The organism is Flavobacterium sp. CFBP9031 (genome assembly GCF_034044945.1).
In the GTDB taxonomy this organism is placed as follows: domain Bacteria; phylum Bacteroidota; class Bacteroidia; order Flavobacteriales; family Flavobacteriaceae; genus Flavobacterium.
In genome coordinates this window covers 408108-434489 of sequence record NZ_JAXCWF010000003.1, presented here as the reverse complement: position 1 = coordinate 434489, position 26382 = coordinate 408108, and the positions used below count along the sequence as shown (strand labels likewise).

The 26382-nt window shown below is 34.5% G+C and carries 24 protein-coding genes; 20 read left to right on the top strand and 4 right to left on the bottom strand.

All coding sequences use genetic code 11. The features are described 5' to 3' along the window. Positions 1-120 precede the first annotated feature (120 nt). From SOM12_RS07650 to SOM12_RS07600, 11 genes are all read left to right on the top strand, one after another. Positions 121-1476 carry a sigma-54-dependent transcriptional regulator gene (locus SOM12_RS07650; RefSeq protein WP_095928796.1) on the top strand — a complete coding sequence of 452 codons (1356 nt, stop codon included), beginning with the start codon at positions 121-123 and terminating at the stop codon, positions 1474-1476. 374 nt (positions 1477-1850) lie between these two features. Next, on the top strand, positions 1851-2132 hold the full coding sequence (locus SOM12_RS07645) for a DUF7674 family protein (RefSeq protein WP_071636641.1): 282 nt from the start codon (positions 1851-1853) through the stop codon (positions 2130-2132). A gap of 168 nt (positions 2133-2300) precedes the next feature. After that, positions 2301-2378, top strand: a complete 78-nt coding sequence (gene kdpF, locus SOM12_RS07640) for a K(+)-transporting ATPase subunit F (protein WP_073099479.1) — start codon at positions 2301-2303, stop codon at positions 2376-2378. Positions 2379-2485: 107 nt separating this feature from the next. Next, positions 2486-4207 carry a potassium-transporting ATPase subunit KdpA gene (kdpA, locus tag SOM12_RS07635; protein ID WP_320492955.1) on the top strand — a complete coding sequence of 574 codons (1722 nt, stop codon included), beginning with the start codon at positions 2486-2488 and terminating at the stop codon, positions 4205-4207. Positions 4208-4215: 8 nt separating this feature from the next. After that, on the top strand, positions 4216-6273 hold the full coding sequence (kdpB, locus tag SOM12_RS07630; RefSeq protein WP_320492954.1) for a potassium-transporting ATPase subunit KdpB: 2058 nt from the start codon (positions 4216-4218) through the stop codon (positions 6271-6273). A gap of 160 nt (positions 6274-6433) precedes the next feature. Continuing rightward, positions 6434-6985 carry a K(+)-transporting ATPase subunit C gene (locus SOM12_RS07625; protein ID WP_095928792.1) on the top strand — a complete coding sequence of 184 codons (552 nt, stop codon included), beginning with the start codon at positions 6434-6436 and terminating at the stop codon, positions 6983-6985. A 437-nt stretch (positions 6986-7422) separates the two neighbouring features. After that, positions 7423-8502, top strand: a complete 1080-nt coding sequence (locus SOM12_RS07620; protein ID WP_320492953.1) for a porin — start codon at positions 7423-7425, stop codon at positions 8500-8502. Positions 8503-8593: 91 nt separating this feature from the next. Beyond that, on the top strand, positions 8594-9718 hold the full coding sequence (locus SOM12_RS07615) for a sensor protein KdpD (RefSeq protein ID WP_095928790.1): 1125 nt from the start codon (positions 8594-8596) through the stop codon (positions 9716-9718). Positions 9719-9966: 248 nt separating this feature from the next. Then, a complete protein-coding gene (locus SOM12_RS07610; protein ID WP_320492952.1) occupies positions 9967-11682 on the top strand; it encodes a sensor histidine kinase in 1716 nt (571 codons plus the stop codon). 309 nt (positions 11683-11991) lie between these two features. Next, entirely contained in the window at positions 11992-12753 is a 762-nt protein-coding gene (locus tag SOM12_RS07605; RefSeq protein ID WP_095928788.1) for a phosphatase PAP2 family protein, read from the top strand. A 76-nt stretch (positions 12754-12829) separates the two neighbouring features. Further along, positions 12830-13351: an exonuclease gene (locus tag SOM12_RS07600; protein ID WP_320492951.1), complete on the top strand. Its 522-nt coding sequence runs from the start codon at positions 12830-12832 to the stop codon at positions 13349-13351. A 9-nt stretch (positions 13352-13360) separates the two neighbouring features. Here SOM12_RS07600 and SOM12_RS07595 read toward each other — a convergent pair whose 3' ends face one another. Genes SOM12_RS07595 through SOM12_RS07585 form a run of 3 tightly spaced genes read right to left on the bottom strand, consistent with a single transcriptional unit; the run spans position 13361 to position 15153 of the window. Then, positions 13361-13810 carry a GNAT family N-acetyltransferase gene (locus SOM12_RS07595; RefSeq protein WP_320492950.1) on the bottom strand — a complete coding sequence of 150 codons (450 nt, stop codon included), beginning with the start codon at positions 13808-13810 and terminating at the stop codon, positions 13361-13363. Between the two features lie 12 nt (positions 13811-13822). Further along, on the bottom strand, positions 13823-14350 hold the full coding sequence (locus tag SOM12_RS07590) for a hypothetical protein (protein WP_320492949.1): 528 nt from the start codon (positions 14348-14350) through the stop codon (positions 13823-13825). A 29-nt stretch (positions 14351-14379) separates the two neighbouring features. After that, a complete protein-coding gene (locus SOM12_RS07585; protein WP_095928784.1) occupies positions 14380-15153 on the bottom strand; it encodes an XRE family transcriptional regulator in 774 nt (257 codons plus the stop codon). 90 nt (positions 15154-15243) lie between these two features. On the opposite strand from SOM12_RS07585, the gene dinB reads away from it, so the two are divergent. The 6 genes from dinB (at position 15244) to SOM12_RS07555 (ending at position 22814) form a co-directional block, all read left to right on the top strand. Beyond that, positions 15244-16425 carry a DNA polymerase IV gene (dinB, locus tag SOM12_RS07580; protein ID WP_320492948.1) on the top strand — a complete coding sequence of 394 codons (1182 nt, stop codon included), beginning with the start codon at positions 15244-15246 and terminating at the stop codon, positions 16423-16425. Continuing rightward, positions 16425-19478, top strand: coding sequence for a DNA polymerase III subunit alpha (locus tag SOM12_RS07575; protein WP_320492947.1), 3054 nt, complete (start codon positions 16425-16427; stop codon positions 19476-19478). Before dinB ends, SOM12_RS07575 begins: the two co-directional genes overlap by 1 nt. A gap of 103 nt (positions 19479-19581) precedes the next feature. Next, positions 19582-20964 carry an exonuclease domain-containing protein gene (locus SOM12_RS07570; protein ID WP_320492946.1) on the top strand — a complete coding sequence of 461 codons (1383 nt, stop codon included), beginning with the start codon at positions 19582-19584 and terminating at the stop codon, positions 20962-20964. Positions 20965-21004: 40 nt separating this feature from the next. Beyond that, the gene (locus tag SOM12_RS07565) at positions 21005-21631 is read left to right on the top strand and encodes an alpha-ketoglutarate-dependent dioxygenase AlkB family protein (RefSeq protein WP_095928781.1); all 627 of its coding nucleotides are present in this window, start codon (positions 21005-21007) and stop codon (positions 21629-21631) included. A gap of 161 nt (positions 21632-21792) precedes the next feature. Then, positions 21793-22254, top strand: a complete 462-nt coding sequence (locus SOM12_RS07560; protein ID WP_095928780.1) for a DUF1810 domain-containing protein — start codon at positions 21793-21795, stop codon at positions 22252-22254. A 158-nt stretch (positions 22255-22412) separates the two neighbouring features. Continuing rightward, complete coding sequence (locus SOM12_RS07555) at positions 22413-22814, top strand: MFS transporter (protein WP_320492944.1); 402 nt, start codon at positions 22413-22415, stop codon at positions 22812-22814. 91 nt (positions 22815-22905) lie between these two features. On the opposite strand, the gene SOM12_RS07550 is transcribed toward SOM12_RS07555, so the two are convergent. Further along, the gene (locus SOM12_RS07550; RefSeq protein ID WP_095928778.1) at positions 22906-24315 is read right to left on the bottom strand and encodes an APC family permease; all 1410 of its coding nucleotides are present in this window, start codon (positions 24313-24315) and stop codon (positions 22906-22908) included. 274 nt (positions 24316-24589) lie between these two features. On the opposite strand from SOM12_RS07550, the gene SOM12_RS07545 reads away from it, so the two are divergent. The 3 genes from SOM12_RS07545 (at position 24590) to SOM12_RS07535 (ending at position 26144) form a co-directional block, all read left to right on the top strand. Then, complete coding sequence (locus SOM12_RS07545) at positions 24590-24877, top strand: hypothetical protein (RefSeq protein ID WP_320492943.1); 288 nt, start codon at positions 24590-24592, stop codon at positions 24875-24877. A 3-nt stretch (positions 24878-24880) separates the two neighbouring features. After that, the gene (locus SOM12_RS07540; RefSeq protein WP_320492942.1) at positions 24881-25279 is read left to right on the top strand and encodes a DUF5958 family protein; all 399 of its coding nucleotides are present in this window, start codon (positions 24881-24883) and stop codon (positions 25277-25279) included. 106 nt (positions 25280-25385) lie between these two features. After that, positions 25386-26144 carry a methyltransferase domain-containing protein gene (locus tag SOM12_RS07535; protein WP_095928775.1) on the top strand — a complete coding sequence of 253 codons (759 nt, stop codon included), beginning with the start codon at positions 25386-25388 and terminating at the stop codon, positions 26142-26144. Positions 26145-26382: the final 238 nt, after the last annotated feature.

Sequence of the window (26382 nt, the reverse complement as noted above, 5' to 3'; positions counted from 1 at the left end):
AAAAATATTTTAAAACTGATTCTACTGCTTAAAATAATTTCTGTCGATTCAAAAAAGTGAACAGATTTTAAACCTAACTTTGTAGATCAAATATCAAAATTTGATTTAGCATCTCTGCAAATGACACACAAAATTTTAATTATAGACGACGAAGAAAAACTGAGAAGTCTGCTGGTTCGTATTATAAAATCGGAAGGATTTGAAGTTTTTGAAGCCAAAGATTTAAAATCAGGTTTTAAGAAACTAGAACAAACCGAAATTGATGTCGTTTTATGTGATGTAAAACTGCCTGACGGAAATGGCGTTGACTTTCTTCAAAACATAAAAGGAAGTTTTCCTTTAACAGAAGTTATTCTTTTAACTGCTTTTGGGAATATTCCAGATGGCGTTCAGGCAATGAAAAATGGTGCTTTTGATTATATCGTAAAAGGCGACGATAACGACAAAATTATTCCGCTTCTTTATAAAGCAGTTGAAAAAGTGCATTTGCAAAAAAAAGTACAACAGCTTGAAAAACGCATAAACGATAAATATTCTTTCAGTACTATTATTGGAAAATCGAAAGGAATTGAACAGGTTATTGATCTCGCACAAAAAGTAGCAAAAACAGATTCGACTGTTTTACTTACTGGCGAAACAGGAACTGGTAAAGAAGTTTTTGCACAGGCGATTCACGAAAACAGTAATCGCGTTGGCAAATCTTTCGTAGCCTTGAATTGCAGTACTTTCACAAAAGAAATTTTAGAAAGCGAACTTTTCGGTCATAAACAAGGCGCTTTTACGGGAGCTGTAAAAGATAAAAAGGGTTTTATTGAAGAAGCGAACGGCGGTACTTTATTTCTGGATGAAATTGGAGAAATGCCAATTGATCTTCAAGCCAAATTATTGCGTGTTTTAGAAACTTCAGAATATATTCCGGTTGGCGATACCACTCCTAAAAAATCAAATTTCAGATTAATTGCCGCTACAAATAGAGATTTAAAAACAGAAAGTGATGAACATCGCTTCCGTTCTGATTTGTATTTCCGTTTAAATATCTTCGAAATAAAACTGCCTTCTTTACGAGAAAGAATCAAAGATATATCGGTATTGACGCATCATTTTGTGAAACAATTTTCTGAAAAAACGAATAAAAAAACATTACATATCTCTGATGAATTTCTACAGAAATTAGAAAATTATTCCTGGCCTGGAAATATCCGCGAACTTAAAAACATCATCGAAAGATCGGTTATTTTGAGTAACGGCGATACTTTAACCTCGGATGTTCTGCCTTACGAAATGCAGCATCAAGCCGAAAATAATTCAAAACCAATGTCGGCTTTCTCGATGCAGAGTGTTGAAAAACTGCACATACAAAAGGTTTTAAATTATACTAAAGGGAATAAAGCAGAAACGGCTCGATTATTAGAAATTGGAATTGCGACTTTGTATAGAAAGCTGGAAGAATATGGGATTGAAAATTCCAAAATTTAAAAAATTCCAAATTCCAATATTAAAGGCAAATTTCAATATCAATTTTTAAAGCTTCGGAGAAGCGCAATATTTATAGATTATTTATTTCCAATGATAAAAAAAGCTCCAGCGGAGCGACACCTACAATCCAAAAATATGCCGCCCCGCTGGGGCTCTGATAAATGTGGATTCAGCATTTCTATAAATATTTAGCTCCTCCGGAGCTTGACAATAACATATCAAAACGAGAAAAGCTTATCAAAATGATAGGCTTTTTTTATGCCTAATTTTTGGCATAAAACTACATTCCTTTTATTGACAGCACTTTAGCTGTAACTCCACTTTTTCGGAACATATTTTGGCATAAGGAGGGAGAACATTAAAATTCATTCCAAATGAAAACTCAAGTTACCTCAATCTACAAACAAGCTGAACGCTTTGCCGAAATCACCAAAAAATCGATTATTTCAGGCAATATTGTGAGAGCGAAGAAATGTCTGGCTCTTGCCGAACGTTTGTTTATAACTGGAAGCATCGAAACTAAAAATGCCATTTCTAATGTGTATGTTTTTTCGGTTTCTTCTTTTATGGAAGTGCGTCACTGCAATATTTCTCATTTATTTCCGCAGACACTTAAAGCGGAATATATCAAGCAGGTTAATGCCTCTGGTGTTTAATCGTTTAAACGGTTAACTGTTTAATCGAAAATCTAAAGTCTAAAGTCTACAATCTTAAATCTAAAATCCAAAATAAATCCTATGATCACATTTCTTTTACTCGCATTGGCCGTGGTGCTATTTGCAATTTGTTTTATGTCAGTCGAATTTTTTGAAAAAATCTAAATCATGACCGCACTATTTATTATTTCAATCGCCGTTTTCGTGTATTTGATATATGTATTAATCAAACCCGAAAAATTTTAAATCATGTAAAAAAGTGAAATCCTGAATGTGAAATGTAAACGTAAATTTTATTCATCAACCCTTTTTACAAAATCATCTCTCATTTTTCACTAAAAAATATAAAAATTATGAACACAGAATTATTAGGCGTCATTGGTATTTTTCTCCTCACCATTGTTTTGGCTATTCCTTTAGGAAAATATATTGCTAAAGTTTATTTAGGAGATAAAACACTTCTTGATCCGATTTTCAATCCAATTGAAAAATTTATTTTTAAAATCAGCGGTATTAATTCGGCTGAAGAAATGAACTGGAAACAACACTTAAAAGCACTTTTAAGTATCAATATGGTTTGGTTCTTTCTTTGCTTTTTTGTCTTATTGTTTCAGGGTTCTTTACCTCTTAACCCGGATAACAATCCATCAATGACGCCGGATCTGGCATTTAATACTGCTATTTCATTTTTAGTCAATTGTAACTTACAACATTATTCAGGCGAAAGCGGGGTTTCTTACCTTTCGCAAATCGTATTAATGTTTCTTCAATTTGTTTCTGCCGGTATCGGAATGGCTGCTGCCGCTATGATTTTTACAGCAATGAAAGAAAGAACGACAGAACAATTGGGTAATTTTTATAATTATTTCATTAAAAGCTGTACTCGTATTTTATTACCCCTTTCTGCAATTGTAGCTATCGCATTAGTTTTCAGCGGTACTCCTATGACATTTGAAGGTAAAGATGCTATTACAACGCTTCAAGGCGATCATGTAGAAGTTTCTCGCGGACCCGCTGCAGCTTTTATTGCTATTAAACATATTGGTACAAACGGTGGTGGTTTTTTTGGAGCCAATTCAGCTCATCCATTAGAAAATCCAACTTATTTTACTAACCAAGTTGAACTTTGGGCGCAGATGATTATTCCGTTTGCGATGATTTTTGCTCTTGGATTTTTCCTAAACAAAAGAAAATTAGCGAATATTATTTTTGGTGTAATGACGGTTGGTTTCTTACTCTTGGTTGTTCCAACAGTTATGAGTGAAATCAACGGAAATCCTGCTATCGAAAAAATGGGAATTGCACAGGCAACCGGAGCGATGGAAGGAAAAGAAGTTCGGTTTGGTCCGGCAATTTCAGGTTTCTGGAGTATTGCTACAACGGTAATTTCTACAGGTTCTGTAAACAGTATGCACGATAGTTCTATGCCTATTTCTGGTGCGATGCAACTATTATCTATGATGGTAAATGCTTTTTACGGCGGATGCGGTGTTGGTATTCTAAACTACTATGTTTTCATTATTCTGGCTGTATTTATCTCCGGATTAATGGTTGGCCGAACTCCCGAATTTTTAGGAAAGAAAATCGAAGCGCGGGAGGTTAAAATTGCTGCTTTTATCGCTATTCTTCACCCTTTATTAATATTAGCCGGAACTGCTTTAGCCTCTTATTTTGCTGCGCATGATACTGCAATGGGTTATTGGTTTAGCGGCAATGCAACAGGCTGGTTAAACAATTCTGGCAATCACGGATTCTCAGAAATGTTATACGAATATACTTCAAGTGCTGCCAATAATGGTTCTGGTTTTGAAGGATTGGGAGATAATAATCCGTTCTGGAATATCACTACAGGAATTGTATTACTGTTAAGCCGTTTTATTCCAATAATTGGTCCATTGGCAATTGCAGGTTTACTGGCAGGTAAAAAATACATTCCAGAGAGTGCAGGAACTTTAAAAACCGACACCTCAATTTTCGGAATCATGACTTTTGCCGTAATCGCAATTATCGCTGCTTTATCATTCTTCCCAGCATTGGCTTTAGGTCCATTGGCAGAATTCTTTACTTTAAAATAATATAAAAAATGACAACTAATAAATCCACATCATTGTTTGAAAGTAAACAGGTAAAAGAAGCCTTAGCGCAGTCTTTTGTGAAGCTTAATCCAAAAATGATGATCAAAAATCCGGTAATGTTTACCGTAGAAATTGGAACAGCCATTATGTTTGCTGTCTGCATTTCAATATTAATGGGTGCAAATGATCAGGGAAGTTTTACTTATAACCTAATTGTATTTTTAATTTTACTGGCAACGCTTTTATTTGCCAATTTCGCCGAGGCAATTGCCGAAGCAAGAGGAAAAGCACAAGCCGACAGTTTAAGAAAAACAAGAGAAGAAACTCCTGCAAAACAAATTTTACCTAACGGAGAAATTAGAAACATTAGTTCTTCGGCATTAAAAAAAGACGATATTTTCGTTTGTGAAGCTGGCGATTTAATTGCTGCCGATGGAGAAATTATCGAAGGTTTGGCTACAATCGACGAAAGTGCCATTACTGGAGAAAGTGCTCCTGTTATTCGGGAAGCTGGCGGAGATAAATCTTCGGTTACCGGAGGGACAAAAGTTTTATCTGATAAAATTAAAGTAAAAGTTACTTCTGAACCCGGCGAAAGCTTTTTAGATAAAATGATTGCTTTGGTTGAAGGTGCAAGCCGTCAGAAAACACCAAACGAAATCGCCTTAACCATTTTATTAGCCGCATTTACTTTAATCTTCGTGATTGTGTGCGTTACGCTAAAACCGTTTGCCGACTATGCCAACGCACCCATCACGATTGCGGCTTTCATTGCTTTGTTTGTTTGTTTAATTCCAACTACAATTGGAGGTTTACTTTCTGCGATTGGTATTGCGGGAATGGACAGAGCGTTGCGCGCTAACGTAATTACAAAATCTGGTAAAGCGGTTGAAACTGCGGGAGATATTGATGTATTGCTTTTGGATAAAACCGGAACCATTACCATTGGAAACAGAAAAGCAACCAATTTTTATCCCACAAAAGGAATTTCTTTTGATGATTTCGTTAAATCGGCGGTTTTGAGTTCGCTTGCAGATGATACTCCAGAAGGGAAAAGTATTCTCGAGCTCGGTAAAATGTTAGATGTGAATAGTAAAATGCAGTCAGACATTTCACTTCTTACAGAAAACATCTCACACAGTATAAAATTTACTGCTGAAACCAGAACTTCTGGAGTCGTATTAAAAGACGGGACTAATATTCGAAAAGGCGCACAAGACGCTGCAAAAAACATTGCGCAGCAAGCCGGAAATTCTTTTCCTGAAGATACTGCACAACAAGTTATCACGATTTCATCGAACGGAGGAACTCCATTAGTAGTAATCAAAAACAATGAAGTTCAAGGTGTAATCGAACTTCAGGATATTATCAAAACCGGAATGAAAGAACGTTTTGAGCGCTTACGCAGAATGGGAATCAAAACGGTTATGGTTACGGGTGATAATCCGCTTACGGCTAAATTTATTGCCGAAGCTGCTGGTGTTGATGATTTTATTGCCGAAGCTAAACCTGAGGATAAAATGAACTACATTAGAAAAGAACAAGCCGAAGGACGACTAGTAGCGATGATGGGTGACGGAACAAATGATGCTCCGGCTTTGGCTCAAGCCAATGTTGGTGTTGCTATGAACAGCGGAACTCAAGCTGCAAAAGAAGCCGGAAACATGGTCGATCTTGACAATGACCCAACGAAACTAATTGAGATTGTTGAAATTGGAAAACAGCTTTTAATGACTCGAGGTACTTTAACTACTTTTTCTATTGCAAATGACGTTGCGAAATATTTTGCTATTGTTCCTGCTCTTTTTATTACTGCGATTCCTGCGTTACAAGGTTTAAATATCATGCATTTGCACAGTCCGGAAAGCGCGATTTTATCGGCTGTAATTTTCAACGCGGTTATTATTCCAATTTTGATTCCGCTTGCGCTGAAAGGGGTTGATTATCGACCAATTGGAGCAAGTGCCATCCTAAAAAGAAACCTTTTGATTTATGGTTTGGGCGGTTTGATTGTTCCTTTTATCGGTATTAAAGTTATTGATTTACTAGTAGCTCTATTCATGTAAGGTTCTAAGATGCTAAGATTCTAAGGGACTAAGGTTTTCTCTTAGAATTGCAAATACAGGAATCTTTAAAAACTCAAATTAAAAACATGACTTCGATTTGCTAAGCTTCTGAAAAAAAACTTAGAACCTTAGCAACTTAGTCCCTTAGAATCTCAAAAAAATGAAAAATCTATTTTCTATAATAAAACTTACCGTATTTACTTTGATTTTATTTGCGGTTATTTATCCTCTTGCGATTTATGGAATCGCACAAATTGCTCCAAATCAAGGAAAAGGAGAAACGATTTCGGTTAACGGAAAAGTGGTTGGTTATCAAAAAATTGGTCAGAAATTCGATAAGTCGAATTATTTCTGGGGAAGACCATCTGCTGTTGATTATAACGCGGCGGGAAGTGCTGGAAGCAACAAAGGCCCAAGCAACGCCGATTATCTTGCTTTGGTTCAAAAAAGAATTGATACGCTTTTACTGGTTCATCCTTACTTGAAAAAGTCTGAAATTCCGGCTGATATGGTTACGGCTTCAGGAAGCGGTTTAGATCCAAATATTTCTCCACAAGGCGCTTTGATTCAGGTAAAACGAATTGCTAAAGAAAGAAAACTGGATGAAACTAAAGTGAAATCTTTGGTGGAATCTAAAATTAATTCAGCTGTTGTTGGTCCTGAAACGGTTAATGTTTTGGAATTGAATGTTGCGCTGGATCAGCTTCGCTAAAACAAGGTTCTGAGGTTCTGAGTCGCTAAGGTTCTAAGGTTTTTATCCTAACAGGTTTCCAAAACCTATTAGATATTATAAACAGAGTAACCACACAGTTTGTCATCCTGAGGAACGAAGGATCACACTCGAAACTCCGTCCCTATAATCGCCAATCTTTGTCGAGCTCCTTGTGTGATCCTTCGTTCCTCAGGATAACAAAAAATGGCGAGAATTGGAATCTAAAAAACTAAACTTACAATAATACCTAACAGGTTTTGGAAACCTGTTAGGATATGAAAATATTATAATACAAAAATGCCTTTTTTACCCCAAATGCCCTAGCCCCGATAGTAGTGGAAATCCTTTTTCTGGCTTCTTTAGCCAGGAAAAGATTGAAACGGATAGCGGGATTAGCTCCTAAAAAATCTACTAATAAATAATAGAATACCACAAAAATGAAAAAAATAATACTTACTGCTCTAATCGCTTTTGGTTATAGCAATTTACATGCACAAGAAGAATCAAAAAGTCCGCTGACGTTTTCGGGATATGTAGAAACCTATTACAGCTATGATTTTGGAAAACCTGAAAATCATACTCGGCCAAGCTTTTTTTATAACTTTAATAAAAGTAATGAAGTAAACATCAATTTAGGTCTTGCAAAAGTAAATTATACCAAAGAAAATGTTCGGGGAAATTTTGCCTTAATGGCGGGAACTTATGCCGAATATAATATGTCTGCTGAACAAGGTTTGTTGAAAAATGTTTACGAGGTAAATGTGGGTGTGAAAATTTCGAAAAGCCATAATTTATGGATTGATGCAGGGATTATGCCAGCTCACATTGGTTTTGAAAGTGCCATTGGAAAAGACTGTCAAACTTTATCAAGAAGTATTCTGGCTGAGAATTCGCCTTATTATGAAGCAGGAGTCAAAATTGGTTATACCTCTGAATCAGGAGAATGGTATTTGGCGGGTATGTACTTGAATGGCTGGCAAAGAATTGAAAAAGTAGAAGGCAATCAAACACCTGCTTTTGGAACTCAAATTACTTACAAACCATCTGATAAAGTTGTTTTAAACTGGAGTACTTATGTTGGAAATGAGCAACCAGATATTGATAAAAAATGGCGTTATTTCAACAACTTTTACGGACAATTTAAAGTAACGGAAAAGACAAATATTACAGCTGGTTTTGATATTGGATCACAGCAATCGGCTAAAAATAGTAACAAATATGATACTTGGTTTTCGCCCGTTTTGATTCTGCAATACAAACCAATTGATAAGATTCAGCTTGCCGTGCGAGGTGAATATTATAGTGATGAAAAAGGTGTAATTATCGCAACTGAAACACCAAACGGGTTTAAAACTTACGGATTTTCAGCTAACTTTGATTACTTAGTTACTGATAATGTTATGTTTAGAATTGAAGCCAGAAATCTTTCAAGTAAAGACGAAATCTTCACAAATAAAGACAATCTCTCAACGGATACGAATACGTTTGTAACGACTTCGCTGGCGATTTCATTTTAGTCTAGTGAAATGTTTTTTGTAAAATGTAAGATGTACTAAACATTACGCAGGACATTTTACATTTTACAGATAACATCTTATCTCATAAAATATGGAAAACGAAAATAATAACGCACAGCACTTTCTCGATTTAATTCAGAAATCACGAAAAGGAAAGTTTAAAATCTACATTGGAATGAGCGCCGGTGTGGGCAAAACTTTTCGTATGCTTCAAGAAGCGCATTCGTTATTGAAAAACGGAATCGATGTAAAAATTGGCTACATTGAAACACACATGCGGAAGGAAACGCATGAATTACTTGCCGGTCTTCCGATTATTCCGAGGCGGACTATTTTTTATAAAGGAAAAGAACTCGAAGAACTCGACGTTCAGGCTATCATCAACCTTAGACCAGAAGTGGTTATTGTTGATGAATTGGCACATACAAACGTTGAAGGAAGCAAAAACGAAAAACGCTGGCAGGATGTTTTAGAAATTCTGGAAGCTGGAATAAATGTAATTTCAGCTGTTAATATTCAGCATATTGAGAGTTTAAACGAAGACGTAAAACGAATTACGAATATTGATGTTCAGGAACGAATTCCTGATAATGTTTTGCGTCTGGCCGATGAGGTCGTGAATATCGATTTGACTTCGGAAGATTTGATTGCGCGTTTAAAGGAAGGTAAAATTTATACGGCAGATAAAATTCCGACTGCTTTAGCGAACTTTTTTAAATCGGAACAGATTTTACAACTTCGGGAATTGGCTTTGAAAGAAGTAGCGAGTCAGGTCGTTCGAAAAGTTGAAAATGAAGTTCCGAATCTGCATGCTTTACGACATGAAAAATTGTTGGCCTGCATTAGCAGTAATGATAAAACGGCTAAAATTGTGATCAGAAAAGCAGCTCGATTGGCAAGCTATTATAACGGAAGCTGGTATGTTTTGTATGTCGAAACTCCACAGGAAAGCAGTACAAGAATTGCACTTGATAAACAAAGACATTTAATTAATAACTTTAAACTTGCCGTGCAATTAGGAGCCGAAGTTATTAAACTCGAAAATTCGAATATTGCCAATGCAATTTTGACAACCGTAGAAGAAAAACAAATTACAACTGTGTGCATCGGAAAACCGCATTTGAATTTATTTAAAGTAATTTTGTCTACAACAATTTTCAGACGTTTGCTAAACAAGCTGTCTTTATCAAATGTTGATCTTGTTATTCTGTCTTAAAAGTTTTTAAACCATATAAGTTATATAAGTTCATTTAAATTCGGGGCGTTGAAGTTTAACCGCAAAGTTCGCAAGGTTTTTACGCAAAGTTCGCTAGAATTATTTTGCTCGCAAAGACGCAAAGCTTTTAATCTAACCTTTGCGTGCTTTGCGAAACCTTAGCGCTCTTTGCGGTTAAATTTTAAGCACAGTTTTTAAATGAACTTATATAACTTATATGGTTCAAAAAAAATTAAATGTTTTATAAAATGAGAATTAAAACCAAATTGAATCTGGGTGTTGGATTGTTATTTTTAATGATTATCATTCTCTCGTTAGTGAGTGCTTATTCTGTTTTTTTGATTAAGCAAGACACCGAGAATATTCTGAAATCCAATTATAATACTTTGGAATATTCCCGAAATATGATTTTTGCCTTGGACGGAATAAAGTCGGATTCAAAAGAAACAATTCAGAGTTTTGAGGAAAATCTTGAAAAGCAGACTCAAAATATTACAGAACCAGGCGAAAAACAAGCTACTGAAAAGCTGAAAGCTAGTTTTGCCCTTTTAGACAAAAACAATGCAGATGAAGCTGTAAAAGTGCAGATCCGCCAAGACATTTTTACGATTATGAAACTGAATCTGGACGCCATAAAACAGAAAAGCGATATCGCCAAACACTCGGCTGAAACGGCTAATTTGTCGATTGCCATTGTGGGAACTTTATGCTTTCTGATTGCTTTTAATCTATTGGTTAATCTGCCTAATAATATTGCCAATCCGATTAGAGAATTAACGCAGAGTATTAAGGAAATTGCCAATAAAAACTATTCAGAACGTGTTCATTTTACAAGTCACAGCGAATTTGGAGATCTCGCGAAATCATTCAATACCATGGCGCAAAAGCTGGAAGAATATCATGACAGTAATGTTTACAAACTTCTTTTTGAAAAGAAACGGCTGGAAACGCTGATCAATAATATGAACGATCCTATTATTGGTTTGGATAACGAAGGAATTGTTTTGTTTGTAAATGATGAAGCGCTGAAAATTATCGGTCTAAAATCGGAAGATATTATTGGAAAACCTGCATCTGAATTAGCGGTTTCTAATGATTTAATTCGTTCTTTAATTCTGAAAGAAACTGAAACTCCTAAAAAACAGGCTCTCAAAATTTTTGCTCACGGAAAGGAAAGTTATTTCGAAAAAGAAATCCACAATATCACGATAACACCAACAGGCGAAGAAAAAGAAATCAATATTGGTGATGTCATTATTCTTCGAAATATTACACTTTTTAAAGAATTAGATTTTGCTAAAACGAATTTTATTGCGACCGTTTCGCACGAATTAAAAACACCAATTGCTTCTATAAAATTAAGTCTTCAATTGCTTGAAAATGCTAAAACGGGCAATATGAACGACGACCAAAAACAATTGGTTGAAAGTATAAAAGATGATAGTCAGCGTTTATTGAAAATTACAGGGGAATTACTGAATTTATCGCAATTGGAGACTGGAAATATTCAGCTAAATATTGGAAAAAGCAATCCACAGGAAATTGTGAAATATGCCGTAGAAGCTGTAAAAGTTCAGGCAGATCAAAAACAGATTCTGTTAGTTGTTGATGCCAATGAAAATCTCAAAAACGTAAAAGCAGATGCTGAAAAAACAGGCTGGGTTTTAATTAATTATTTATCGAATGCCATTAGATATTCGTCTGAAAAAAGCACGATTCTTATTAAATTAAAAGAAGAAAATAATCAAATGTTTTTTCAGGTTATTGATACTGGAAAAGGAATTGATGCAAGATATAAAGACAAAGTTTTCGATAAATATTTTCAAGTTCCTGGAAGTCAAAAATCTGGAACAGGATTGGGTTTAGCGATAAGCAAAGAATTTATTGAAGCCCAAAACGGAAGTGTTGGGGTCGAGAGTAATTTAGGATTGGGAAGCACATTTTGGTTTTCGTTGAAAGTTTAGATTTTTTTGCCACAAAGACACTAAGTCGCAAAGTTTTTTTAAGCCACAAATTGCACAGATTAAAAGGATTTTTAATGGCTTTGTATCAATTTTATTACGTCTGTCAGTCTGAGCGAAGTCGAAGACCTTTTGTACTGTAAAGCCCTTCGACTTCGCTCAGGGTGACACTCAGAATAATAAAAAATAAGCCAATCTTAATTCAATTACCTCATTTAAAACCAACAAATTAAAGTTCGCTTAAGGTTCAATTAAGCCCAAAATACCTGCGTCGAACATTCGTTAATTTTGTACAATATAACGACTAAGAAAATGTTCCACAAAACGATTTCCCTACTATTTCTATTCGGATTATTTTCTGTAAATGCGCAGCAAAACGATTCGATTACAAAAATTGACAGTACTTCACATCAGCTAAAATTCAATTATAAACAATTGATTATTCCTAGTGTATTAATTGGGTATGGTGTTATTGGACTTGAAAGCGATCAGCTGTTAAGCTTCAATTCGCAAATAAAAAAAGAAGTTACTGAAGACATTGACGAGAAAGTTACAATTGATGATTTTTCTCAGTATGCGCCTGCTGCATCGGTGTATGCGTTGAATGCTTTTGGCGTAAAAGGCAAAAACAATATGCGTGACCGCTCTGTGATATTGGTGACTTCGTATGCAATTATGGCTACAACGGTTTTAGGTTTAAAATCAATTTCACATGTAGAAAGGCCCGACGGAAGTTCAAACAACTCCTTCCCTTCCGGACATACTGCAACTGCGTTTATGGGTGCCGAATTTTTATATCAAGAATACAAAGACAAATCAATTTGGTACGGAATTGCAGGTTACGCCGTTGCAACTGGAACTGGCCTTTTCAGAATTTACAACAACCGCCATTGGCTAACAGACGTGGCTGCTGGAGCTGGAATCGGGATTTTGAGTACCAAAATTGCCTATTGGATTAATCCGTATATCACTAAAAAATTGTTCAAATCATCAGCCGAAAATAAATCTACTTCTATGATATTGCCCTTTTATAATGGACAGCAATATGGTTTGGGATTTGCGAAGGTTTTTTAATTTATAATTTGTCATAAAATGCTATTATTCTTTATTTAATATTTTAAGTTTGTTAGAAAAACAAATCAAAAATTAAATGAGTTATATAGTTGTAGACATAGAATCAGACGGACCAATTCCTGGAGATTATTCCATGATATGCTTTGGTGCTGTGCTTGTAAATGAAAAGTTAGATAAAACTTTTTATGGAAAATTAAAACCTATTTCCGATAAGTTTGATCCGCAAGCTTTAGCAATTTCAGGTTTCAACAGAGAAACAACTTTAGAATTTGATGATCCAAAAGAGGTAATGCTAAATTTTGAAGAATGGATAAAAGAAAATTCAAAAGGAAGGCCAATATTTATTAGCGATAATAATGGTTTTGACTGGATGTTCATTTGCTGGTATTTTCATCATTTTTTGAATAGAAATCCTTTTGGATATTCATCAAGAAGAATAGGTGATTTATACTGTGGTTTAGTAAATGATACTTTTGCTCAATGGAAACATCTTCGAAAAACGGAACATACGCATAATCCCGTTGATGATGCTATGGGAAATGCTGAAGCATTATTGCATATGAAAAATGAAATGCAACTGAAAATTGATTTAAAATAAACTCCAGAATTATAGATTCATTTCCATAATCGGCATGAATCTATTTTTTATGGAAGTTTCAAATTCACCGATTTTTGTAAATCCGATTTTCTGGTAAAATTGTTCGGCATTTGGTTCTGAATCTAAAATGATTTTTTGACATTTTTCATTTCGCATTCTTTCCAAAAAATCATTCATTAGAAAAAAACCAAATCCTTTTCCTATATATTCAGGTAAAATAAATAAGTTATCCAATTTTACCTGATTGTTTTCTAATTTTAAATAAGAATAATAACCAACAATCTGATTCTCATCAACCAAATTAAAAACAGGATTTGTTTTGATATAATCTATGGTGATGGTTAGATTATTACTCCATTTCTTCATTTGCTCATCCGAATATCCCCAATACGGCTTTGACTTTTTGGTGATTTCCGTTAAACAGATATGATCTTCGATTTTGGCTTTTTGGATATTCATAAAGTAGTCGGTTTAAAGTAATTTCCTATTTTCGGCAATTGCTTTTTCATATTCGATTGAATTCATTTTCTGCAAATTATCAATCAAATAATCTATTTGTGCTAAACCAATTTCTTTATATTTTTTGATATCCTCTTCGCTTAATTTAATTTCTCTTTGGACATCTGCTATTCCGCCTAAAAAGCACCAAAGAAAATATTCTTCATTAAACACTCGAAATATAAAATTCCAATCTTCAAAATACAAAATCTGTCCTTCTATAGCTGTAAAATCTAAATAATTTTCAGCATATTTAAAACCTTCAAAAGTTTTGTTTGTAATTCTAATACTGACAAAACTCTTTTTACTGATTATTTCATTAATCTCTTCAACAGTCTTATCATCAACACGATATGAAAATCGAAGTTCGTCCAGAAATTCTTCATCACTAATAAAACCAATAACTCTTAGAAACTTGTGAAATCGTTTATCCCATTCTGCAAGTGTTAATTCTGTTCTTGTTATAAAACTCACTGTGCCTGTATAAACAATAAATATCATTACTCTTAATTTCTATAGTTAATGAACCTCTAGGTATTCGAAGTATTATTCTTAATCTCTCGAACTTCACGTTTCAATTCTAAAAGCAAATCTTTCATTGCTCCGGTTTCTGTCATTTCTTGTTTTTTATCCGAACGGCCAATATTACATTCATATTCCCAAATCTCCAAAATATCAGAAGCTTTCACTTCATAATTCGGATAAAAACTGTTATCGGATTCTAAAACCAAAGAGTTCTTTTTGTTTTTATTGAGACGTTTGTACACCATTCCTTCATTTTTAGTAATCAGAATATAGGTTTTACCGTCCATCACCTCTCCTAGTTTTTCTACATAACGACCAATAATGATAGAACCGTCTTCGTGTGGAGGCATTGAATCGCCTTCAACGGGAAATCCGCGATGTTTTCCAGGTCCTAAAAACGGAAGTGTAATTTGCTGTAAACTTTCAATATATTCAGGATCAGCATATCCGTTCAAATATCCTGCTTTTGCTTTTTGAGATACAATTTCAATAAAATTTTCTCCAAAACTATCCACTTGAATGGGTAAAATAAGTCGGTTGCCTTCTAGTTTTATCAAATTTTGCACATCAATTTTACGTATATCGACAGATAATATCAAGTCAATACTCATGTGAAAATATAACGCAATCTTCTTTAAAATATCATACGGTGCTTCCGAAGTTCCATCTTCGTATTTCACGTATCTTCCTCTTGTAATACTAAGGTTTTCAGCTAATTTCTCCTGTGATATTTTATGCTTAACCCTTAACGCTCTGATGTTGTCTGAAAATAAGGACATAATAAATTTGTTATAATTTGGAACAGCAAATATACAAAAAAATGTTACCACCTGTACTAATTTTGTTTCATACAAAAACAATAAGGAAAAATGGCACGGGCAATTGTACATATGGATTTGGATACCTTTTTTGTATCCTGCGAACGACTCACCAATTCTGAACTTAATGATATTCCGCTTATTATTGGCGGAGGCGATCGTGGCGTTGTAGCTTCTTGTTCGTATGAAGCCCGCAAATTTGGTGTGCGTTCTGCAATGCCTATCGCAATGGCAATGAAACTTTGCCCGCAGGCGAAAGTCATGAAAGGAGATATGGAATTGTATTCGCGACTATCTCACGATGTTACTGAGATTCTCCAAGAAAAAGCACCTGTTTTAGAAAAAGCAAGTGTCGACGAATTTTATCTGGATATTACAGGAATGGATAAATTTCATGGAAGTTATAAATGGACAGATGAATTGGCACAAAAAGTAATTAAAGAAACTGGACTTCCGATTAGTTTTTCGTTATCGATCAACAAAACCGTTTCTAAAATCGCTACAGGCGAAGGCAAACCAGTAGGAAATCTTGAAATTCCAGAACATAAGGTACAGACTTTTTTGAATCCGCTTTCGATTCAGAAAATACCAATGGTCGGAACCGTAACTTTTCAACTCTTGTCTCGAATTGGTGTTCGTAAAATTCAAACTTTAGCCGAAATGCCTGCTGAGGTTTTACAGCAAATGATTGGAAAAAACGGCCTTGATATTTGGAAAAAAGCGAACGGAATCGATCATACACCTGTAGAACCATATAGCGAAAGAAAATCTATTTCTACAGAACATACTTTTTCTCAAGATACCATTGATATTGCGAAACTCAAAAGAGTGCTTTTGGGAATGGTCGAAAAACTAGCTTTTCAATTGCGTTCAGAACAATGGCTGACTTCAACAGTTACGGTTAAAATTCGTTACGCCAATTTTGATACCGAAACCAAACAATGTCGAGTTGTTTATACTTCTGCCGATCATGTTTTGACTAAAAATGTAATGGAACTTTTTGAAAAAGTGTATCAGCGTCGTATGCGTCTGCGCTTGATTGGTGTTCGCTTTAGCGGATTGGTGCGCGGAACCTATCAAATTGATCTTTTTGAAGATACTCAGGAAATGCTTTCACTTTATGAAGCGATGGATAAAATGAAAAGCCGTTACGGTTTTGATGCCGTAATGCGCTGTGCCGGAGCTCATTTTAAACCGAATACTAAAGACGAAATTTTAAAACGCAAGAAATAATGTATCTTAATTGTCATTCCTATCATTCCTTACGTTACGGCACGATTCCGCTAAAAGATCTTGTTGGTCTGGCTGTTTCTTGTGGCGTAAAAGCAATGGCCTTGACAGATATTAATACTGTAACTGGAATTTATGATTTTATAAGAGATTGCGAGAAAAACGAAATCAAGCCTTTGGTTGGAATGGAATTTCGCTGTCATCATCAATTCCGATATATTGGTTTAGCTAAAAATGCCAAAGGATTAGCTGAAATGAATCGTTTTTTAACTGAGTATAATTTCAGCGGAGAAACTTTACCTTTACGAGCTCCTGAATTTAAGGAGGCTTTTGTAATTTATACTTTAGAAAATGCTCCCGAAACGCTTCATAAAAATGAATTTATTGGAGTGCGTACCGAAGAAGTTTCTGGTCTTTTAACCTCTAAACATAAAAATAAAATTGCCAAAATGGTGATTTTACAGCCCGTAACTTTTAGCAGTAAAAAAGAATATAATCTGCATAAAGTACTACGTGCAGTTGATACGAATATTATTCTGTCAAAACTTACTGAAGCGGATTATTGCAAAACTTCTGATTTTATAAAACCATTGGAAGCACTTTTGCCTTTCTATGAAAAATATCCTGAAATCATTTCAAACACACAACGCATCATTGACGAATGTAATTTTCAATATGAATTTGGTGTTTCACAAAACAAAAAATTCTTTACCAAAAGCCGTGAAGAAGATATAAAAATGCTTACTGGCTTGGCGTTGGAGGGTTTTGAACGTCGTTATGGAAAAGAAAATACAATAGCAAAAGCACGTGTCGAAAAAGAACTGAAAGTTATTGACGAATTAAAATTTAGTGCCTATTTCTTAATTACTTGGGATATAATTCAATACAGCAATAGTCAAGGATTTATGCATATTGGTCGCGGAAGCGGTGCCAACAGCATAATAGCTTATTGCCTCGGAATTACTGATATCTGTCCTATAGAACTCGATTTGTATTTTGAACGTTTTTTAAATCTTAACCGGAAAACTCCACCCGATTTTGACATTGACTGGAGCTGGCAGGAACGCAATGAAATTTTAGAATATATATTCGGAAAATACGGCCGAGATCATGTTGCTTTCTGCGGAACCAATGTGGAGTTTAAATACCGTTCTATCTTCAGAGAAGTTGGAAAAGTTTTTGGTCTTCCGAAAGAAGAATTAGATGTATTGGCAAAAAATCCAGAAGAACTTCATCCTACAAATAAGATTGTGAAATTGGTTCAAGAATATGGTTTTATGATGCAGAAATATCCCAACCAGCGCAGTATGCATGCCTGTGGAATTATTATTTCTGAAGAACCAATTACCAATTACACACCTTTGGAAATGCCTCCAAAAGGTTTTCCAATTGTGCTTTTTGATATGCATATTGCCGAAGAAATTGGTTTTGACAAATTCGATATTCTAAGCCAGCGTGGTATCGGACATATTGATGATAGTGTAAAATTGATTGAAAAAAATAGAGGTATAAAAGTAGACATTCGCAATACTTCTATTTCTAAAGATGAAGCGGTTTGCAATTCTTATTTAGCAAAAGGAGACACAATTGGCTGTTTTTATATCGAAAGTCCCGCGATGCGCGGGTTATTACGCCGATTGAATTGTGATAATTATAAAATTCTGGTGGCGGCTTCATCTATTATTCGTCCTGGAGTTGCACAATCTGGAATGATGAAAGAGTATATTTTTCGTCATAATAATCCAAATCAGTTTGAATATTTTCATGAGGTTTTTAGAGAACATCTTGGCGAAACATATGGCATTATGGTGTATCAGGAAGATGTGATAAAAATTGCCCAACATTACGGCGGACTTCCCGCTCCTGATGGAGATATTCTTCGTCGTGCCATGTCAGGAAAAGGAAGATCGTTGGAAGCTTTACAAAAAGTAAAAGATAATTTCTTTGCAAGCTGCGCGCAAAAAGGGCATCCAGAAGTTTTGAGTCAGGAAATTTACCGTCAGATTGAATCTTTTGCGGGCTATTCTTTCTGCAAGGCGCACTCGGCTTCTTATGCCGTTGAGAGCTATCAGAGTTTGTACCTGAAAGTTAATTATCCTGTAGAATTTATGACAGCGGTAATCAATAACCAAGGCGGATTTTATAGAACCGAAGTTTATGTGCACGAAGCCAGAATGTCGGGCGGAACCGTTCATAATCCGTGTGTGAATAAAAGCGAATATCAAACGACTTTGTACGGAACCGATATTTATTTAGGTTTTATGCATTTGCAGAGTTTAGAATCTAAAATTGCACATTTAATAGAATCAGAAAGGGAGAAAAACGGCGATTATCTTTCTCTAGAAAATTTCATCAATCGCATTCCAATTGGAATTGAAGGCGTTAAAGTTCTCATTTTTATTGGTGCTTTTCGCTTTACAGGAAAAACAAAAAATCAGCTTTTGATTAGTGCGAGTTTGCTTTTAAACAATTTTAAACCCGAAAATCGAAATTTGATGCTTTTGCAAGAACCGGTAAAAGAATTCAAATTACCTGTTCTGGAACGTTCTGTTTTTGAAGATGCTTTTGATGAAATCGAATTGTTGAGGTTTCCTGTTTCTTGTACGGTTTTCGATCTTTTACAAACCAAACATAGAGGTGATATTATGGCAAAAGATTTAGTAAAATACCATAAAAGACAAGTTAGAATGCTTGCCTATCTCATTTCCAGAAAACATGTCCCGACCAAAAAAGGTTCGATGTATTTTGGAACTTGGATCGATCATGAAGGCACTTATTTTGATACGGCACATTTTCCAGATAGTCTTGCAAAACATCCTTTTCAGGGTGGAGGCTGTTATCTTTTGTTAGGGAATGTTGAGGTCGACTATCATTTTCCGACCATTACGATTCTCAAAATGTCCAAAATGCCTTTTATACCAGATCCACGATATATGGATGCTAAAGATCAATACAGAACACAAAATCAGATAAAGGAAGATGTTAGTTTGACGCATCGAGCGCCTTATCCGCAAGGACATGAAATTAATCTTCCGAGACACCGAATGAAGTTTTAGTGTTCAGTGTTCAGTAGAAGTATTCAGAGTATTGACCATTGAGACTGAAAACTGAGACCGAAAACTCAAAAAATAACTAAAGAACAACTTACGTTATACACAAATGAAGAAGCAAGAATATGCCATAGTCGATATTGAAACCACAGGCGGAAATGCCAGTGGAAGCCGTATTACAGAAATTGCCATTATTATTCATGACGGTACAAATGTATTGGATCGTTATGAAACACTTGTAAATCCTGAACAGGACATACCTCCTTCTATTTTTGGATTGACAGGAATTAACAACGAAATGGTAGCCAATGCGCCCATTTTTGATGATATTTCAGAGAAAGTTTTGGAAATGCTTACCGATCGTATTTTTGTTGCCCACAACGTGAACTTTGATTATTCATTCGTTCATCATCAACTGGAGCAAGCGGGTTTTAAATGGTCGGCAAAAAAGCTTTGTACAGTTCGTGCAGCTCGAAAAATCAAACCTGGATTGGGTTCTTATAGTTTAGGAAATCTGTGCAATTCTTTAAATATATCTTTAGAAAATAGACACCGTGCCGGCGGAGATGCCGATGCTACTGCTCTTTTATTTTCGCTTTTATTGGAATGGGACGATGCTGGAGAAATAGATAAAATGATCAAGAAAACAGCGCAAGATCAGCGCTTGCCACCCAATTTACCACAAGAAGATTTTAATAATTTACCTGACAAACCAGGAGTCTATTATTTTTATAATCAGGCAAAAAAAGTGATTTATGTTGGAAAAGCAATCAACTTAAAAAAGCGTGTCACTTCTCATTTTACAGGAAACAATATCAAACCGCAAAGACAGCATTTTTTAAGAGATATTCATGGAATATCTTTTGAAGTCTGCGCGACCGAACTCATGGCGCTTCTTTTAGAATGTACGGAAATCAAAAAACTTTGGCCCACTTATAATAGAGCCTTAAAACGTTTTGAAGCCAAATTTGGCATTTATCAATACGAAGCTCGAAACGGCTATAAATATTTGGCAGTTGGTAAATTGAGTAAATTTCAGACTTGTATTCATGAGTTTAATAGCCAATACGATGGCATCAATTTATTGCGAACTCTAGCCGAGCATTTTGAAATCGATCATCGTTTTTGCAAATATACAAGACCAGAAGAAGGCGAATTTTTCCAAAATAATGATACAAGAGATTTGCCAGACGTTTCATTTCATAACGAACAAGTTGACAATGCTATTGAATTTTTATTGAATAACAGACCAAGTTTTGCCATTATAGACAAAGGACGTTCTAGAGACGAAAGAAGCTGTATTTGGATCGAAAATGGTCATTTTCATGGAATGGGATACATTCCGAGAGATGTTGCCATCAACGATTCTGATGAAGTAAAAAATTATGTTACGCCTTATAAAAGCAATCAATATATTGAACAGTTAATTTTTGCTTACGCAGAAAAACATCCGAGAAAAATATTCTTTAACAAACAACTTTTCATTTCCTAAACCAATAAAAAAATAGAGCTGTAAAACTAAAATCTGAATTATGACACTATTTAGCGATACCGAATTATTTACCACAGGTTTGGAAGGAAAAAAAATATTTGACATTCCAGATTCTGAGTTAATTTTAATCGATAATTTTTTTACCAAAGAAGAATCTGATGCTTTTTACGAGAGAATACTTCGCAAAACCAAATGGAGAGAGTATGAAATGGAAATTTACGATAAAACTTATACCGTTCCGCGAATGATTTCTTGGTATGAAGATAAAGATAATCCTGGCGCAGATCCAAACGGACCAGATTGGACTTATGAATTGTTAAAAATTAGAGGCCGTGTAGAAAAAGAAACACAGCTTGATTTTAATACCGTATTATTGAATTTATACCGAGACGGAAATGATGGCGTAGGTTGGCATAGCGATAAAGAACATAATACAGGGCCAAATCCTATTATTGCTTCCGTCACTTTTGGAGAAACGAGAATGTTTAAACTTCGCCATAAATTCAGAAAAGAAATTCCGCCAATTGAGATTCCGCTTCATCATGGATCTTTTTTATTGATGGCTGGAACTACTAATAGTTTTTGGCAACATCAAGTTCCAAAAACGGCTCGCGATGTTTTGCCAAGGATCAATCTTACCTTTAGAAGAACCAATCGAAATCTTTGATTTTTATAGCATTGAATCTTTAAAAAGAAGTAATTTTTACTCAAAACAACGTAAGATATTCCTTCTTTAAAAAGTTAAAACATGCACTATATGAACCTTTTACTAGGCAAAACCTATCTTTTTTACTATTTTTGCAACCTTTTTTAAAATACAATACCGTAATGGCTTATTCGAACAATGATTTAGCGCGTTTCTTAGACGCACAGAACAAACTTTATCTTACCGCTCTTTCTGAAATCAGTAAAGGGAAAAAAGAAACACACTGGATGTGGTTCATTTTCCCGCAAATAAAAGGCTTAGGAAAAAGCGATACTGCAAATCTTTATGCCATTAATGATTTAAAAGAAGCTACAGATTATTTGGAGCATCCAATTTTGGGAAAACATTTAATTGAAATTTCAGAGTTGCTTTTGACCTTTAAAATGAAATCGGCTGATGGAATTTTGGGAGATTTAGATGCTCGAAAATTGCGTTCATGCATGACTTTGTTTTCTTTGGTTGAAAATGCAAATCCGATATTTCAGGAAATTTTGGACGCTTTCTTCTCTGGAGAAACCGATCCGCTTACTTTGTCTATTATTAATTCAACTATAAAATCTGTTGATGAACCAGTTACCATATAACTAGAGTTTTCGACGATTATTTACATTTAAAAGACACTATTTATAGTGTCTTTTTTTTGTTTGCAAACTTAGCAGTTTAGTAAAACCCAAACATAAATCATTGATTTAAAAAGAATTAATCTTAAATTGCATGATCAACCTCAAATCTAAACCAAATTATGACCGAAAAAATCAAAGCTTTACAAATTATCCATCTTGGCATTTGCGCAGGAACCATTATCGCTTATTTTATTGTGGGCGATATTTCGCTAGAAACACTACAAGTTCCTAATGTTGATTCTGCTTCCATAATATATCTTGCAATTCCTGTTCTAGCCTTTGTTTTGAGTAGTATATTATTTAAAGCGCAATTAAAACAGATTGACCCAAAGCTAAAACTTGAAGATAAATTGCCTATCTATCAAACAGCTTCAATTATGCGATGGGCAGTTTTGGAAGGCGCAGCTTTTATTATTTTATTTCTTAAACCTGATTTTATACTATTCGGATTTCTTCTCATTATTTACCTTCTTTTTCTAAGACCAACAGAAGAAAAAATTAATAACGATTTATCCAATTAGTAAACCGCGCATACCTTAAATAAAAAAGCATCTTGAAATAGATCAAGATGCTTTTTTATTTAGATAGTTTTTCAACTTCAAATAGAAAATATTATTCGCTTGGCTTTGTTAAATAGTAAACTGGAATTCCGGTTAACATAATTAATACTCCCCAGCCACAGGTTGAAAATTTTGTAATTAATAACGAAACGCAAATTGCTGATGCTACAATAATATATACCATTGGCAAAAACGGATATCCAAAAGCTTTATAAGGTCTTTCTACATCTGGCATTTTTTTTCTTAGAATAAAAATTCCGTAAATAGTCAAAATGTAAAAAATCAGTACAATGATAATTACGAAATCTAATAAATCGCCATATTTCCCTGTTAGACATAAAGCCGAAGCCCAAACACATTGCGCCCAAAGTGCCCAAGCAGGAACACTCGAACTATTTAAAACAGCTGCTTTTTTGAAAAACAAACCATCTTTTGCCATTGTATAATATACTCTTGCGCCAGCCATAATTAATCCGTTGTTGCAGGCAAAAGTCGAAATCATGATCATAATTGCGATAATCAAAGCTCCGATATTTCCAAAAATATAGTCTGAAGCCACAACTGCAACACGATCAAACTTTGCTGTTGCAATTTCGTCAAACGGAATTACAGCCAAATACATCAGATTTGTCACAACATAAAGAGAAGTAACAATAAAAGTTCCTAGAAACAAGCTAAGCCCAACATTTCGTTTCGGATTTTTAATTTCACCAGCGATAAAAGTCACACCGTTCCACGCATCGCTAGAAAACAATGATCCAACCATTGCTGCAGATATTCCAGAAATTAAAGCCGTTCCGCTAATTGGAAGCCATGAACCGCTTTCTTTGTCAAATGTTCTTGTGCTCCATCCGTCTGCCCAATTTGCATCCCAAACAGAAGCTTTCGCAGCAAGCGTTAATCCAAAAATGACTAAACCAAGAAGCGATAAAATTTTAATTATGGTTAAAACGGTTTGTAGAATTTTTCCGTTTTTCACTCCACGACTATTAATAAAAGTCAGAATGATAATGGTTAAAATCGAAACTAGCTGCGCTGCATTTAGTTTAAAAGCGCCTAATTCGTAAAGAATATTTTCATCACTTAACGGCTCATACAAATAAGCTGCAAATTTTGAAAAAGCCACTCCTACTGCCGCGATAGTTCCAGTCTGAATAACCGCAAAAAAACTCCAGCCGTATAAAAAGGCAATCAGCTTGTTATAAGCTTCTTTTAGGTAAACATATTGTCCTCCTGCTTTTGGGAACATCGCACTCAATTCGCCGTAACTAACTGCTGCGACAACAGTAATAAATCCAGACAAAAGCCAGATCAATGTAAGCCATCCCGCCGAACCCACTTGTCGGGCTATATCGGCGCTTACAATAAATATCCCGGATCCGATCATAGAGCCAACCACAAGCATGGTTCCGTCTAAGAGGCCGAGTTCTCTTTTAAAATGTTCTTGGTCGTTTTCTTGCATTTTTATTGGTTTAGGTTGGCTAAAGATATACTTTTTTTGGAAATCATAATCTTTAATTTATAAAATCTATAAATTCTTAAAAAAGATCATATTTAGCAAGATTTACCCCTAATCTTTATCAAAAATAATTTGGACGTATCCCTTCGGGTCGGGCTATTCACTGTATCTTTTATGGTGAACCCCACCATAAAAGGATGCCGTTCCTATCCCTTACGCAAACAACGACTACAAGACAAAAATCTTTTTTTATATTTGGCAGTTAAAACCAATTAATATGAACCAAAAAATAGTTTTCAGATTATTAATTTTTATTACTCTTTTCTTCATCATTTATCTATTACAGAATAACTTCAAGCAACATAAAATTCAAAAAACTAACAAAGCTATTGAGGAATTTTATACTCAATTAGACGAACGTTATATTGGTGATTATATGCAAATCCAAAGAGATTTACAGCAAATATTTTTAAATAATGAATTAACTGAGAGCCAAAAGAAAAGACTCTTATTTACTCAAGACAGCTTGAGAATAGAATTTGGAAAGTCAATTCAAAAGAAATAAGAATTGAAAGATATAGAAATGCTTATTAACAAAATTGCTCAAGATAAAATAGATTTTCATCTGGGGTTGCATATTTTGCTGGAAGAAGATTATAGTTTTAAAGAAATTTTTAATACTCTACATAATTATATTATTAATTCTATTCCAAACAAAACAGATTATAATTCAGAAGCGTATCAAAGAGCAATAAATAGTATCCCACTAAAACCAACTTTCACGCCAATTATAATCTTAAAAAGTTTCTCCACTAAAATTGCTTTCAATAAATTGGCTTCACTGCCAGAAAATGAACATAAAAAAGTAATAACCTCTTTACTTTGGATTTTTAAAATTACAGATACAGAAAGAAGAAATACAGAATGCAAAAACGGCTGTGGTCATTTTTGGCATGAATTAGAATAACTTTAAATGAGTTTTTCAATTTTAAATTGAAAAACAACAGAACAATCTTTTTTCCCTGTTTTTGAAGCGTTAGAAATTTTCCTTAATTTTAAATAAAAACAGCATCATGACTTGGGATCCAAAAAAATACAACGAATTTAAAGAAGAACGTTCTAAACCTTTTCATGATCTTACAAGTCATATTATTGACAAACCCAATCTGAAAGTTATAGACCTCGGGTGCGGAACGGGTGAACTTACCCAAAAATTATATCAAAAACTTACCAATCCATTTGTTTTGGGTATTGATAATTCTGCTGAAATGTTGGCAAAAGCTCCAACACAAGAAAATCTTGAGTTTAAAGACAAAACCATTTTAGAACAGATTGCTGACGAAACCAAATGGGATTTGATTTTTTCAAACGCCGCATTACAATGGATTGATAATCATTACGAGCTTTTCCCAAAAATTATATCGCGCATTAATTCAGGCGGACAGCTGGCTGTTCAGATGCCGCAGCAAAATGAAAATATCCTCAATAAAATACTTTTTCAATTGGTGCAGGAAGAGCCCTTTGCATCGTATCTTAAAAATTGGACACGTCCTTCACCAGTATTGACTTTAGATGAATATGCTAAAATCGTTTTCGAAAATGGCGGTACCGATTTGGTTCTGTATGAGAAAGTTTATCCAATTATTTCTACTAAAAAAGATGACTTTTTTGAGTTCATTTCGGGTTCTGCCTTAACTGTATATCAAGAAAGATTGAATGATCAGGAATTTACTGCTTTAACAACAGAGTTTAAGAAAAGAATAGATGCTTATTTTCCTTCAGTTCCTTCAATCTATGCATTTAGACGATTGATTATTTACGCTAAATTTTAAAGAGACGATTCACTGAATCCAGCCTTTAATCTTTAAACAAAAACAATTCTTGTTTTTGTTTATTTTAATGCCTCATAAATTCCTTTTTCACTTCAAAATTGAAATCAAAAGTTGCTTTTTTTCAACAATATTCCAATAAAAAAGCCCTCAAAAAAGCACAATAAATTAACTACCAAATACTTAAACAAAATTATTTAGAATGGAAATATTTTTGCTCCGTATCTATTTTTTTTCTTAA